Origin of the sequence: Ensifer sp. ENS03, assembly GCF_014852035.1 — a bacterium.
Taxonomy (GTDB): Bacteria; Pseudomonadota; Alphaproteobacteria; order Rhizobiales; family Rhizobiaceae; genus Ensifer; species Ensifer adhaerens.
In genome coordinates, this window is record NZ_JACVAV010000001.1 from 342,597 (window position 1) to 355,456 (window position 12,860).

Sequence of the window (12,860 nt, forward strand, 5' to 3'; positions counted from 1 at the left end):
AACATGGGCCAGCCGGCCCTGGGGCCCTCCACCAGCCTATTGAGGACGACATGAACGAATTCAAGCCGCTCGTATTCTCCGGCGTTCAGCCGACGGGCAATCTCCATCTCGGCAATTATCTCGGCGCGATCCGCAAGTTCGTGGCGCTGCAGGAAGACAACGATTGCATCTATTGCGTCGTCGACCTGCACTCGATCACCGCGCAGCTCGTGCATGAGGACCTGAAGGGGCAGATCCGCTCGATCGCCGCCGCCTTCATCGCTTCGGGCATCGATCCGAACAAGCATATTGTCTTCAACCAGTCGGCCGTGCCGCAGCACGCGGAACTCGCCTGGATCTTCAATTGCGTCGCCCGCATCGGCTGGATGAACCGCATGACGCAGTTCAAGGACAAGGCCGGCAAGGACCGCGAGAATGCGTCGCTCGGCCTGCTGGCCTATCCGAGTCTGATGGCGGCTGACATTCTCGTCTATCGCGCCACCCATGTTCCCGTCGGCGACGACCAGAAGCAGCACCTGGAGCTGACGCGTGATATCGCCCAGAAGTTCAACATCGACTTCATGGAGCATATTCGCAGCGCTGGTTACGGTGTCGACATGGTTGTCGGCGAAGAGCCGATCCATGCCTACTTCCCGCCGGTCGAGCCGCTGATCGGTGGCGCTACGCCGCGCGTCATGTCGCTGCGTGACGGCACCAAGAAGATGTCGAAGTCGGATCCCTCCGATCTCTCGCGCGTCAACCTGATGGACGACGCAGAGACGATCTCGAAGAAGATCCGCAAGGCCAAGACCGATCCGGACGCGCTTCCGAGCGAAGTGGACGGTCTGAAGGGTCGCCCCGAGGCGGACAACCTCGTCGGTATCTACGCGGCGCTGTCGGACAAGACCAAGGAGCAGGTGCTCGCCGAATTCGGTGGGCAGCAGTTCTCGGTCTTCAAGCCGGCGCTGGTCGACCTTGCGGTCGAGGTTCTCTCGCCGATCACGGCCGAGATGCGCCGCCTGATGGGCGACACCGCCCATATCGACGCGATCCTTAGGGATGGCGGCGAGCGGGCGCGGGCCCGGGCGGAGAAGACGATGCGCGAAGTGCGGGAAATCATCGGCTTCCTGCAGTAAATTGACTGGGTCCGGGGCGCTCCCGGACCCAGTTTCATTTTGATGGTCGGACTTCGCTAGCCGAAGTGAACCTCGACCGGAAAGCCTCGGGCACTTTTCCGTGCCCTCGTCCGAAACGCAAAAATCAGACCTTGCGGCGGCTCGCGCGGGATGTATTGTTCACCCTATGGTCTCGACCCGACTCTCTCGACTTGAAGGACACCGCCGCAAATTCATGGCGGTGATAGACGATACCCCGGAATGCGGGCGCGCCGTGCACTATGCGGGCATGCGCGCCAAGAATTCCAATGGTGGCCTCGTCCTGCTCTATGTGATCGCCGACGGCGACTTCCAGCAATGGCTGGGGGTCGAGGAAATCATGCGTGCGGAAGCACGCGAGGAGGCCGAGGCGACGCTCGCCAAGGTGTCCCAATCGGTCCGCGAGCGGATCGGCATCGAGCCCGAGGTCGTCATCCGCGAGGGCACGGCCACGGAGCAGATCCACGCGGCGATCGAAGAAGATCGCGACATCGCCATTCTGGTTCTCGCGGCCGGCTCGGCGAAAGAAGGCCCCGGTCCGCTGGTGTCGTCCATTGCCGGCAAGGCCGCGGCCTTTCCGATCCCCGTCACGGTCATCCCGGATGCCCTGACGGATGAGGAGATCGACGCGCTCAGCTGACCTGCGTCGCTATGTGCTCTTGCGACTAGACGGCCATGCTCCTATATTCTTTTGAATTATTCTAAAAAGCTGGGCGGATGCCGCTCCGGCGAAACGGAGACAGACATGTTCATTCAGACCGAAGCCACGCCGAATCCGGCGACGCTGAAGTTTTTGCCGGGCAAGGTCGTCCTGGAAAACGGCACGGCCGAGTTCCGCGACGAGGAAGAAGCACGCGCCGGCTCGCCGCTCGCGGCACGGCTGTTTTCGATCCCCGGCGTCACCGGCGTCTATTTCGGCTACGATTTCATTACCGTCAGCAAGGAAGGCCAGGAATGGCAGCACCTGAAGCCGGCGATCCTCGGTTCGATCATGGAGCACTTCATGTCGGGCCAGGCGATCATGGCTGGCAGCGGCCGCGCCGAGCAGTCCGACGAGGAAGACGAGTTCTTCGACGAGGGTGACGAAACGATCGTCGCCACGATCAAGGAACTGTTGGAAACCCGCGTACGTCCGGCCGTCGCCCAGGATGGCGGTGACATCACCTTCCGCGGCTTCAAGGATGGGACTGTGTTCCTCAACATGAAGGGCGCCTGCTCCGGTTGCCCGTCGTCCACCGCGACGCTGAAGCATGGCGTGCAGAACCTGCTGCGCCACTTCGTTCCCGAGGTGGAGGCCGTCGAGGCCGTCTGATATAGCGCGCGCCTGTCCGGCGCGCCGGTTTCGCGTATCGATTTTGCCGCAAAGCCCGATCGGCTTTGCGGCTTGTGGCGTCTGAAAGATCCTGCGTTGAAATGATTGTACTTGCGCTCGACACGTCCGGTTCCGGTTGCTCCGTTGCCGTCTATGACAGCGAAACGGAAGCCGTGCTCGGGCGTTCCGGGGCCGATCTCGGCAAGGGACACGCCGAGCGGCTGATGGAGTTCGTCGACGAGGCATTGGCGGCGTCCGGCCGGTCGCTTGACGCTATCGACCGCATCGCCGTCACTGTCGGCCCGGGATCCTTCACCGGCATTCGCGTCGGCGTAGCGGCCGCTCGCGGCCTGGCGCTTGCGCTCGGCAAACCCGCCGTCGGCGTCTCGACACTTGCGGTCGTGGCCGAGGGGCTGCGCCGGACGGCCGCCGGAAAGCCCGTCCTTGTCGCCATCGACGCCAAGCGGGACGAGGTCTATCTCCAGGCTTTCGATGCGACCGGTAGCGCCACGGGTGAGCCCGAAGCACTCTCCGTCGGAAGTGCGCGCGAACGATTTGCCGGTTTCGACGGCGTCATAGGCGGCTCCGGCGCGCATCTCGTCGCTGCCGATCTACCGCTCAAGCCTTCGGAACTCATCGATGTCGCCGCCGTCGCCAAACTTGGTGCCGCTGCCGATCCAGCCTCGGCCAAGCCGCGTCCGTTATATCTCCGAGGCCCCGACGCCAAGCCGCAGGCGGGCTTCGCGATTGCCCGAGCATAGACCGAGATGAGCTTCACCGATTACTTCACCCGCCGCACCGAGTTCGACATCTTCCCCTTGGAGGAGGCGGACCTGATTGCCGCGGCGGCGCTGCACCGTCAGCGTTTCGCGTCCCCGTGGAGCGATGGCGAAATCCATGCGCTTCTGGTGCAGGAGACGGTGTTCGGCTTTGTCGCCCGGCAGACCAATGGCAGCTTTCGCCCGGCCTTCGGTGGGTTTGTCCTGTCGCGTGCGGTTGCCGGCGAGGCGGAAATCCTGACGATCGGCGTCGAGCCGCGTTATGCGCGCTCCGGTCTCGGCTGGCGGTTGATGCAGGCGGCGATGCGCGAGGCGCTGGTCAAGGGCTCCGAGGCCCTGTTCCTCGAAGTCGACGAGACCAACCAGCCCGCAATTGGGCTTTACCGTAAGCTCGGCTTCAACAAGGTCGGCGAACGCCGCGCCTATTACCAGGACAAGGCCGGCCAGCGGACCGCCGCGCTTGTCATGCGGCTCGATCTTCGCTAGTCCCGACACGGACAGGGGCGGGATGAGGAAGGCCAAGGCGGTCTTCCGCCCGCATCCCGCATTACCCTATCGGAACAGGTCACGATGATCGCGCCGCGGTTCGGCTCCAGATCATCGCGATTCTCAAGGTCTCGCGCAGGAAAACTCTTCCCGGATGGTCAATTGGCTACGGATCGCGATCTTCGCAGCGCTTCTGGCGCTGGTTTCGCTCGTGCTGATGCCGATTCAGGTCGTCTGCCTCTGGCTTGATCTGAAACCCCGGCGCCGTCTGCCGCGATATTGGCACCGGCTCGCCTGTTACCTTCTCGGCATAAAGGTGCGCGTTCATGGCATGGCGGATCGCCGTCGGCCGCTTTTGATCTGCGCCAACCACGCCTCCTGGAAGGACATTCTGGTGCTCTCCTCGGTTGCCGACGTCGTCTTCGTCGCCAAGTCCGAGGTGAAGGGCTGGCCGGTCTTCGGCGTGCTTGCCCGGCTGCAGGCGTCGATCTTCGTCGAGCGCGAGCAGAAGCGCTCGACCGGCAAGCAGGTGAGCGAAATCGGCGAGCGCATGGCAGCCGGTGAAATCGTCGTGCTCTTTCCCGAGGGAACGACCTCCGACGGCAACCGTCTGCTGGAGATCAAGACCTCGCTTTTCGGGGCTGCCGCTTCCGCCGTGCCGCATTCGCCGACCGGTCTCGTGCATGTGCAGCCGGTCGCGATTTCCTATACTGGTATCCATGGCATGCCGATGGGCCGCTTCAACCGGCCGATCGCCGCCTGGCCGGGCGACACCGAACTGGTGCCGCATTTGCTCGGCATCCTGCGTGAGGGCGCGATCGAGGTCGACGTCGATTTTGGTGAGGCCATCGACTACGACCGCCATACCAATCGCAAGGAGGTGAGCCGTACGGTCGAGCAGCGCATCCGCAGCATGCTGTCGGATCGTCTGCGCGGGCGGGCTTGAAACGCCCCCGGGCAAGGACCGCCGCGCCGAAAATACTTCAACTTCCGACCGCTTTGCACTAAAGAACCCGGCATGACCCAGGAAACCGCCCTTCTGTCGACGACGCCCGCCACGGGCGACGAGCGCGCCCCGGCCCGCAAGGTCTTCGTCAAGACCTACGGCTGCCAGATGAACGTCTACGATTCCGACCGCATGACGGACGCACTGTCGCGCGACGGCTACGTCTCGACCGATGTGCTGGAAGACGCAGACTTCGTCCTGCTCAACACCTGTCACATTCGCGAGAAGGCGGCAGAAAAGGTGTATTCCGAACTCGGCCGCCTGCGCGATCTGAAGAAGGAAAGGGCCAAGGAAGGCCGCGAGATGGTGATCGGCGTTGCCGGCTGCGTCGCGCAGGCCGAAGGCAACGAGATCCTGCGGCGCGCACCGGCCGTCGACCTGGTGATCGGCCCGACCACCTATCACCGGCTGCCTGAGGCGCTGAAGCGCGCCCGCAGCGGCGAGCGTGTCGTGCAGACGGAGTATGCCGTCGAAGACAAGTTCGAGCACCTGCCGGCACCCGACAGGGCGAAGACCCGCATGCGCGGCGTCACCGCCTTCCTGACGGTTCAGGAAGGTTGCGACAAGTTCTGCACCTTCTGTGTCGTGCCCTATACGCGCGGCTCCGAGGTTTCCCGCCCCGTCGCCCAGATCGTCTCGGAGGCGGAAAAGCTGGTCGAGGGCGGCGTGCGCGAGATCACCCTGCTCGGTCAGAACGTCAACGCCTGGCACGGCGTCGGGCCCGATGGCCGCGAATGGGGCCTTGGCGACCTGCTTTCGCGTCTTGGCGAGATCGAGGGTCTTGCCCGGCTGCGTTACACCACCAGCCACCCGCGCGACATGGACGACAGCCTGATCGAGGCGCATCGCTCGATGGTAAAGCTGATGCCCTACCTGCACCTGCCGGTGCAGTCCGGCTCCGACCGTATTCTGAAGGCGATGAACCGCAGGCATACGGCGGCGGAATATCTGGCGCTGATCGCGCGCATCCGCGCCGTCCAGCCGGACCTCGCATTGTCGGGCGATTTCATCGTTGGCTTCCCCGGCGAGACCGATGAAGACTTCGAGGACACCATGCGCCTCGTCGAAGCCGTGGGTTATGCACAGGCATTTTCATTCAAATACTCGACCCGTCCCGGCACGCCGGGCGCCGAGCTCGGCGACCAGGTTCCCGAGGACGTGAAAGCCAAGCGCTTGGAAAAATTGCAGGCTTTGCTGTTTTCCCAGCAGCGCGCCTTTGCCGAGTCCTGTGTCGGCCGCGAAATCGACCTGCTTTTGGAGAAGGAAGGGCGCATGCCCGGCCAGCTCGTCGGGCGTTCGCCGTGGCTGCAGCCGGTGAATGTTGATGCAAAAGCATCGCAAATCGGTGACATTATCAAGGTGCGAATCATCAAGGCCGGGCCGAACAGCCTGTTTGCGGAGATGATCGGGTAAGGACCGAAAACAAGGAGCCTGAACCGCTTGAACGGACACGAATTGATCTCTTCATCCACGCGCCAGTCGAAAACAACTGCGACAGACGCCAATCACTTCGTGCTGACCTTCGAGAACAATCGGTTCGCCAGCGAGCTCTTCGGCCAGTTCGATCAGAACTTGAAGCTTCTCGAAGAGCGCCTGCGCATCGACGCTCGGCCGCGCGGCAATTCCGTCGCGATCTCGGGTGACGTCGTCGCCACCAACCAGGCCCGCCGTGCTCTCGATTATCTCTACGGGCGGTTGCAGGGCGGCGCGTCGATCGATACGTCTGATGTCGAGGGTGCGATCCGTATGGCGGTTGCCGCCGACGATCAGCTACAATTGCCGACCATGGAGCGTAAAGCCAAATTGACAATGGCGCAGATTTCGACGCGCAAGAAGACGATCGCCGCGCGTACGCCAACGCAGGATGCCTATATCCGAGCGCTCGAGCGGTCCGAGCTCGTCTTCGGCGTAGGCCCCGCGGGTACCGGCAAGACCTATCTTGCCGTCGCCCACGCCGCACAGCTGCTTGAGCGCGGCGCCGTCGATCGTATCGTGCTCTCTCGCCCTGCCGTCGAGGCGGGCGAGCGCCTGGGCTTCCTGCCGGGCGACATGAAGGAGAAGGTCGATCCCTATCTTCGGCCGCTCTACGACGCGCTCTATGACATGATGCCGGGCGACAAGGTCGAACGCGCGATCACCGCCGGGGTCATTGAAATCGCGCCGCTCGCCTTCATGCGCGGCCGTACGCTCGCCAATGCTGCCGTCATCCTCGACGAGGCACAGAACACCACATCGATGCAGATGAAGATGTTCCTGACCCGTCTTGGCGAAAACGGCCGGATGATCGTCACCGGCGATCCGAGCCAGGTGGACCTGCCGCGCGGCGTTAAATCGGGCCTGGTCGAGGCCCTGCAGATCCTGAGAGGGGTCGAGGGCGTCTCGGTCGTCCGCTTCAAGGATGTCGATGTCGTTCGCCATCCGATGGTGGCGCGCATCGTCAAGGCCTACGAATCCCATACGGCCGTGCACGACGAAAGCGAGCAGGGCGACCGCTAACAGGCGGTCGCTGCGATCATGACGGCTTTGGATATCCAGATCAGCGTGGAAGAGGGCAACTGGCCGGACGAAGAGGCGTTGCTCGCCTTCTCGTCGCCCGTGCTCGAAGCGGCGGCAGCCTTTCTCGCAAGCGAAGAAAAGCAGCCGTTGCCGAAGATGCCGCCGGAGCTCTCGCTCGTCTTCACCGACGATGCCTCCATGCGCGCGATCAACGCCGAGTGGCGCAACCAGGACAAGCCGACCAACGTTCTGTCCTTCCCGGCCTTTCCCGTGACGCCCGGATCGATGCCCGGACCGATGCTCGGCGACATCATCGTTGCCCGCGAAACCCTCGAGCGCGAGGCGGTGGAGCTCGAGAAGTCCTTCGATCAGCATCTGACGCATCTTCTCGTGCATGGATTCCTGCATCTTTTCGGCTATGATCATATGGAAGATGATGAAGCCGAAAGAATGGAAAGCCTGGAGACTCGCATTTTGGCGCGTCTTGGCTTATCTGACCCCTACGGGGATCGTACCCCGGATTAACAGTTTGGACCGATGAGCGATTATAAAACACAGCCTGTCGCGCTGGCGACCGAGGAGGCAGATGCCTCCGGAGAGGCGGAGGCGGGCAGTAGTAGCACCGCCACTCGACACGAGGGCACGAAATCCACTTCCACCTTCTGGAGCCGGGCCGCGCGCCTTTTGCGCGGCGCAAGTCCATCGAGCCTGCGCGAGGATCTTGCTGACGCGCTGCAGACCGATGCCGACAGCAACACGGTCTTTTCGCCCGGCGAGCGGGCGATGCTCAACAACATCCTGCGCTTCCGCGAGGTCCGGGTCGAGGACGTCATGGTCCCGCGCGCCGACATCGAGGCGGTCGATCAGAGCATCACCATCGGCGAGCTGATGGTGATCTTCGAGGAATCCGGCCGCTCGCGCATGCCGGTCTATAGCGACGGGCTCGATGACCCTCGCGGCATGGTCCACATTCGCGACCTGCTGTCCTACGTCACCAAACAGGCCCGCAATCGCCGGCGTAACGGCAAGGCCCAGGCGTCGACGACGGCTGCGTCCGAAAAGACGCCGCGCTCGCCCAAGGCAAGTTTCGACCTTTCACGTGTCGATCTCGGCAAGTCGTTGGAAGAGGCGGGCATCGTCCGCCAGCTTCTCTTCGTGCCGCCCTCTATGCTGGCCTCCGACTTGATGCAGCGCATGCAGGCGGCCCGTATCCAGATGGCGCTTGTCATCGACGAATATGGCGGAACCGATGGCCTCGTCTCGCTCGAAGACATCGTCGAGATGGTCGTCGGCGACATCGAGGATGAGCACGACGATGACGAAGTCATGTTCGCGCGCACTTCGGACGATGTCTTTATCGCCGACGCTCGTGTCGAGCTGGAAGAGATCGCCGCGGCGATCGGTCCCGACTTCGACGTGCGCGAACAGCTCGAAGACGTCGACACCCTCGGCGGCCTGATCTTCGCTTCACTGGGCCGCATTCCCGTACGCGGCGAGGTCGTTCAGGCGATCCCGGGCTTCGAGTTCCAGATCCTCGACGCCGACCCGCGCCGCGTGAAGCGCGTCCGCATCATGCGCAAGCGCCCGCCCGCCCGCCGCCGCGTCCTGCGACCGGAAGGCGAGACGATTGCGGAGGCCGGTGCGCTCAATCGCGCCAACGGTGCAGCCGCGCCCGAGGCAGCGGCCGACGAACAATAATTGTCCGGTTCCCGCGCGTTTCTGCGCGCGCGGGAAGTCCTCCCCCACCTGTGACGTCTCCCGAGGCTGTGTCGTAAACACCGACCAAGGGCCGGAACCGTCGTCTCGCCCCCTAATCCAGCCCCGAAAGGGGACAAGCAGCCGGTTTTTTGGAAGACTGGCCCCGATTGATTCGGGTGTTGTTTCGCTCCTTCGCCGTGGCAGGCTGCGGGATCGACTGGAGGCTGTATGGCAAGATTGGCTGGCAGAGTGATGCTACTTTCCGGGTTCCCCCGGGCTTTGCTTGCTTTCTTCGCGGGGTTGCTCGCGGTTCTGGCCCAGCCGCCCTTCGGCATCTTCGCCTTTGCTTTCGTCGCTTTCCCGATTCTCGTCTGGCTGCTCGACGGTGCGACCGGAAGTCCGGACGGTGGCTTCATCCGCCGGCTCTGGCCGGCTGCGGTTGTCGGCTGGTGGTTCGGCTTCGGCTACTTCCTCGGTGGTCTCTGGTGGCTCGGGAATGCGCTGCTCGTCGAGGCCGATGAGTTCGCCTGGGCGCTGCCGCTCGCCGTCGTCGGCCTGCCGGCCTTTCTCGCGCTGTTCTATGCGCTGGCGACGCTGATCGCCCGCCTTTTCTGGTCCGACGGCGTCGGGCGCATCGCCGCACTCGCCCTGGGCTTCGGGCTTGCCGAATGGCTGCGCAGCTTCCTCTTTACCGGCTTTCCCTGGAATGCGATCGGCTATGCGGCCATGCCGATGCCGCTGATGATGCAGTCGGCAAGCGTCATCAATCTCGCGACCGTCAACATGCTCGCCGTCTTCGTCTTTGCCGCTCCCGCCCTGATCGCGACGGGCCGCGGGAGCCGGATCGGGCTCACGGTCGCCGTCGTGCTTTTTGCCGGCCATGTGGGCTTCGGCTTCTACCGCCTGGCGCAGCCGGCGCCGGCCTCGCCCGAGCCGCCGCTGACCGTGCGCCTCGTCCAGCCGGTGATCGACCAGGCAAAGAAGCTCGATGACGGCGAGCGTGCCGCGGTGTTCGAGGAGCATCTGGCTTTGACCGCCGTGGCTCCGGAGAAAGACGGCAAGCGGCCGGATATCGTCGTCTGGCCCGAGACGTCGATCCCTTTCATCCTCACCGACAATCCGGACGCACTGGCGCGTATCGCCGAGGTGCTTGATGACGACCAGATCCTGATTGCCGGCGCGGTGCGCGTAGAGGATGCCGGCGCCGGTCTGCCGCCCCGCTACTACAACTCGATCTACATGATCGACGGTCGGGGCCAGATCATCGGCGCTGCCGACAAGGTGCATCTGGTGCCTTTCGGCGAATATCTTCCCTTCGAGGATCTGTTGTCTTCCTGGGGCCTGAGTTCGGTCGCCGCGTCGATGCCCGGTGGCTTCACAGCGGCCAAGAACCGTTCGCTGCTGACGCTGCCCAGCGGCCGCACGCTGTATCCGCTCGTTTGCTACGAGGCGATCTTCCCGGACGAGATCGATGGGGCCGCGCGCCGGGCCGATGTGCTTCTCAATGTTACCAACGACGCCTGGTTCGGAGATACGCCAGGCCCGCGCCAGCATTTCCATCAGGCACAATTAAGGGCCGTTGAAACCGGCACCCCCCTTGTCCGAGCGGCAAACAGCGGTATATCAGCAATTGTTGATGCACGTGGGGTTTTAATGGTAGGATTATCCTACAATTATAGGGGAGTGGTCGACACACTTCTGCCGGGAAGGATGCCTACCCCGTTGGACGACGCTATGCGAAGCCGCGTTTTCTGGCTGGGTGCGATCTTCCTCCTTCTGGTTGCAGTGTTTTCGCGTGTTGGTTTTAATATTAGGAAGAATTGACCTAAAACCCCTAAAATTGCATAGTGGTCCGCACCATCGTCCTTGTTGTGCTGGCTCTGTCCTTATCACCCTGGCGGTCGCTTCGGTGAGCGTAGGTCTCATGCTGGGCGATGGATAAACGAAACAGCGTGTTTGGGAACGCAGATATGATCGAAAACAAGAAGAAGCCGAACCCGATCGACATTCATGTCGGAAGTCGGATTCGTCTTCGCCGTACGATGCTTGGCATGAGCCAAGAGAAGCTCGGCGAAAGTCTGGGGATCACTTTCCAGCAGATCCAGAAGTACGAGAAGGGCACGAACCGCGTCGGCGCCAGCCGGTTGCAGAACATTTCAGGCATCCTGAACGTTCCGGTTTCCTTCTTCTTCGAAGATGCCCCGGGCGATAACGCTGCCGGTCAGTCCGGCATGGCAGAAGCTTCCAGCTCGAACTACGTCGTCGATTTCCTGTCGTCCTCCGAGGGGCTGCAGCTCAACCGCGCTTTCGTCAAGATCACCGACCCGAAGGTTCGCCGTCGGCTCGTCGATCTCGTCAAGGCACTCGCTGCGGAAGCAGAAAGCGAATAGTTCCAACGTTCCCCGTCGGGACTTGAAAAACAAAGCGGCCATTTGTGCCGCTTTTTTCTTGCGCACCTTTCCCTCCGGTGCACCAAAGTGATTGGCCGCAATGGCGATATAAAGATATATTTATGTCGTTGTGTGCTTGTTTTTCGGTCGCAAAACCACTAACACCGTGCCAGCGCTTTTTCTTCATTGAGGGGACTTCCCGCATGCGTGCAAACTACCTGTTCACGAGTGAATCCGTAGCCGAAGGTCATCCGGACAAGGTGTGTGACCGTATCTCCGACGAGATCGTGGACCTGGTCTACCGCGAAGCGGCCAAGACCGGTGTCGATCCCTGGGGAGTGCGTATCGCCTGCGAGACGCTGGCGACCACCAACCGTGTCGTGATTGCCGGCGAAGTGCGCCTGCCGCCGAGCCTTCTGAAGAAGGACAAGGACGGCAACGACGTCATCAACCCCTCGAAGTTCAAGTCCGCCGCCCGCAAGGCGATCCGCGAGATCGGCTATGAGCAGGACGGCTTCCACTGGAAGACGGCGAAGATCGACGTGCTCCTGCACTTCCAGTCTGCTCACATCGCTCAGGGCGTCGACAGCGCTGCCGACAAGCAGGGCGAAGAAGGTGCCGGCGACCAGGGCATCATGTTCGGCTACGCCTGCCGCGAGACCGCCGAGCTGATGCCGGCGCCGATCTACTATTCGCACCGCATCCTCAACCTACTCGCCGCTGCCCGCAAGAAGGGCGAGGGCGAAGTCGCCAAGCTCGGCCCTGACGCCAAGAGCCAGGTCACCGTACGCTACGTCGACGGCAAGCCGGCGGAAGTCACCTCGATCGTTCTGTCGACGCAGCACCTCGATGACACCTGGGATTCGGTCAAGGTTCGCTCGGTTGTCGAGCCCTATATCCGCGAAGCCCTCGACGATCTGAAGATCGCCGACGACTGCACCTGGTACATCAACCCGACCGGCAAGTTCGTCATCGGCGGCCCGGATGGCGATGCTGGCCTCACCGGCCGCAAGATCATCGTCGACACCTATGGCGGTGCCGCACCGCACGGCGGCGGCGCCTTCTCGGGCAAGGACACGACCAAGGTCGACCGTTCGGCCGCCTATGCTGCCCGTTACCTGGCAAAGAACGTCGTTGCCGCCGGCCTGTCCGACCGTTGCACGATCCAGCTGTCCTACGCCATCGGCGTCGCCCAGCCGCTGTCGATCTATGTCGACCTACACGGCACCGGCAAGGTTTCGGAAGACCAGGTCGAGGATGCGATCCGCAAGACGATGGACCTGTCGCCGACCGGCATCCGCCGTCATCTCGACCTCAACAAGCCGATCTATGCCAAGACGTCGGCCTATGGCCACTTCGGCCGCAAGGCTGGCCGCGACGGTTCCTTCTCCTGGGAGAAGCTCGACCTCGTGAAGCCGCTGAAGGCTGCGATCGAGCAGAGCGGCGCCGTCAACGGCCGCGCTGCCGCCTAACAGGCGATGGGGCGCGGCGTCACGCCGCGCATTGAAGATAGCGAAACGTCCTGCTATCAGGCGTTTGCAAAAATCAAGGCGGGCGCTC

Annotated in this window: 13 protein-coding genes; all 13 read left to right on the top strand. The window is 62.9% G+C overall.

Features of this window, described 5'->3' with window-relative positions:
* Positions 1 to 50: 50 nt before the first annotated feature.
* The 13 genes from trpS to metK all read left to right on the top strand — a co-directional run bounded on the left by trpS (position 51) and on the right by metK (position 12,772).
* A complete protein-coding gene (gene trpS, locus IB263_RS01760; protein ID WP_192437442.1) occupies positions 51 to 1,115 on the top strand; it encodes a tryptophan--tRNA ligase in 1,065 nt (354 codons plus the stop codon).
* A 166-nt stretch (positions 1,116 to 1,281) separates the two neighbouring features.
* Complete coding sequence (locus IB263_RS01765) at positions 1,282 to 1,773, top strand: universal stress protein (protein WP_034797413.1); 492 nt, start codon at positions 1,282 to 1,284, stop codon at positions 1,771 to 1,773.
* 105 nt (positions 1,774 to 1,878) lie between these two features.
* The gene (locus tag IB263_RS01770) at positions 1,879 to 2,445 is read left to right on the top strand and encodes a NifU family protein (RefSeq protein ID WP_034797411.1); all 567 of its coding nucleotides are present in this window, start codon (positions 1,879 to 1,881) and stop codon (positions 2,443 to 2,445) included.
* Positions 2,446 to 2,546: 101 nt separating this feature from the next.
* Entirely contained in the window at positions 2,547 to 3,206 is a 660-nt protein-coding gene (gene tsaB / locus IB263_RS01775) for a tRNA (adenosine(37)-N6)-threonylcarbamoyltransferase complex dimerization subunit type 1 TsaB (protein ID WP_034797409.1), read from the top strand.
* 6 nt (positions 3,207 to 3,212) lie between these two features.
* Entirely contained in the window at positions 3,213 to 3,710 is a 498-nt protein-coding gene (locus IB263_RS01780) for a GNAT family N-acetyltransferase (RefSeq protein ID WP_043615664.1), read from the top strand.
* 154 nt (positions 3,711 to 3,864) lie between these two features.
* Positions 3,865 to 4,656 (top strand): 1-acyl-sn-glycerol-3-phosphate acyltransferase, encoded by a 792-nt coding sequence (locus IB263_RS01785; protein WP_060519777.1) that lies wholly within the window; start codon positions 3,865 to 3,867, stop codon positions 4,654 to 4,656.
* 72 nt (positions 4,657 to 4,728) lie between these two features.
* A complete protein-coding gene (gene miaB / locus IB263_RS01790) occupies positions 4,729 to 6,129 on the top strand; it encodes a tRNA (N6-isopentenyl adenosine(37)-C2)-methylthiotransferase MiaB (protein WP_192437444.1) in 1,401 nt (466 codons plus the stop codon).
* 27 nt (positions 6,130 to 6,156) lie between these two features.
* Positions 6,157 to 7,212, top strand: coding sequence for a PhoH family protein (locus IB263_RS01795; protein WP_034797402.1), 1,056 nt, complete (start codon positions 6,157 to 6,159; stop codon positions 7,210 to 7,212).
* Positions 7,213 to 7,230: 18 nt separating this feature from the next.
* Complete coding sequence (gene ybeY / locus IB263_RS01800; protein ID WP_060519781.1) at positions 7,231 to 7,737, top strand: rRNA maturation RNase YbeY; 507 nt, start codon at positions 7,231 to 7,233, stop codon at positions 7,735 to 7,737.
* 12 nt (positions 7,738 to 7,749) lie between these two features.
* Complete coding sequence (locus IB263_RS01805) at positions 7,750 to 8,910, top strand: hemolysin family protein (RefSeq protein ID WP_090295101.1); 1,161 nt, start codon at positions 7,750 to 7,752, stop codon at positions 8,908 to 8,910.
* Positions 8,911 to 9,138: 228 nt separating this feature from the next.
* Positions 9,139 to 10,734, top strand: coding sequence for an apolipoprotein N-acyltransferase (lnt, locus tag IB263_RS01810; protein WP_134885691.1), 1,596 nt, complete (start codon positions 9,139 to 9,141; stop codon positions 10,732 to 10,734).
* Between the two features lie 146 nt (positions 10,735 to 10,880).
* Positions 10,881 to 11,300, top strand: coding sequence for a helix-turn-helix domain-containing protein (locus tag IB263_RS01815; protein ID WP_034797393.1), 420 nt, complete (start codon positions 10,881 to 10,883; stop codon positions 11,298 to 11,300).
* A gap of 203 nt (positions 11,301 to 11,503) precedes the next feature.
* Positions 11,504 to 12,772, top strand: coding sequence for a methionine adenosyltransferase (gene metK / locus IB263_RS01820; protein ID WP_034797391.1), 1,269 nt, complete (start codon positions 11,504 to 11,506; stop codon positions 12,770 to 12,772).
* The last annotated feature ends 88 nt before the right edge of the window (positions 12,773 to 12,860 follow it).

Excerpts from the sequence above, each read along its gene's own strand:
- trpS (WP_192437442.1), top strand. The coding sequence starts at position 51 with ATGAACGAATTCAAGCCGCTCGTATTCTCCGGCGTTCAGCCGACGGGC.
- IB263_RS01765 (WP_034797413.1), top strand. The coding sequence starts at position 1,282 with ATGGTCTCGACCCGACTCTCTCGACTTGAAGGACACCGCCGCAAATTC.
- IB263_RS01770 (WP_034797411.1), top strand. The coding sequence starts at position 1,879 with ATGTTCATTCAGACCGAAGCCACGCCGAATCCGGCGACGCTGAAGTTT.
- tsaB (WP_034797409.1), top strand. The coding sequence starts at position 2,547 with ATGATTGTACTTGCGCTCGACACGTCCGGTTCCGGTTGCTCCGTTGCC.
- IB263_RS01780 (WP_043615664.1), top strand. The coding sequence starts at position 3,213 with ATGAGCTTCACCGATTACTTCACCCGCCGCACCGAGTTCGACATCTTC.
- IB263_RS01785 (WP_060519777.1), top strand. The coding sequence starts at position 3,865 with ATGGTCAATTGGCTACGGATCGCGATCTTCGCAGCGCTTCTGGCGCTG.
- miaB (WP_192437444.1), top strand. The coding sequence starts at position 4,729 with ATGACCCAGGAAACCGCCCTTCTGTCGACGACGCCCGCCACGGGCGAC.
- ybeY (WP_060519781.1), top strand. The coding sequence starts at position 7,231 with ATGACGGCTTTGGATATCCAGATCAGCGTGGAAGAGGGCAACTGGCCG.
- IB263_RS01805 (WP_090295101.1), top strand. The coding sequence starts at position 7,750 with ATGAGCGATTATAAAACACAGCCTGTCGCGCTGGCGACCGAGGAGGCA.
- lnt (WP_134885691.1), top strand. The coding sequence starts at position 9,139 with ATGGCAAGATTGGCTGGCAGAGTGATGCTACTTTCCGGGTTCCCCCGG.
- IB263_RS01815 (WP_034797393.1), top strand. The coding sequence starts at position 10,881 with ATGATCGAAAACAAGAAGAAGCCGAACCCGATCGACATTCATGTCGGA.
- metK (WP_034797391.1), top strand. The coding sequence starts at position 11,504 with ATGCGTGCAAACTACCTGTTCACGAGTGAATCCGTAGCCGAAGGTCAT.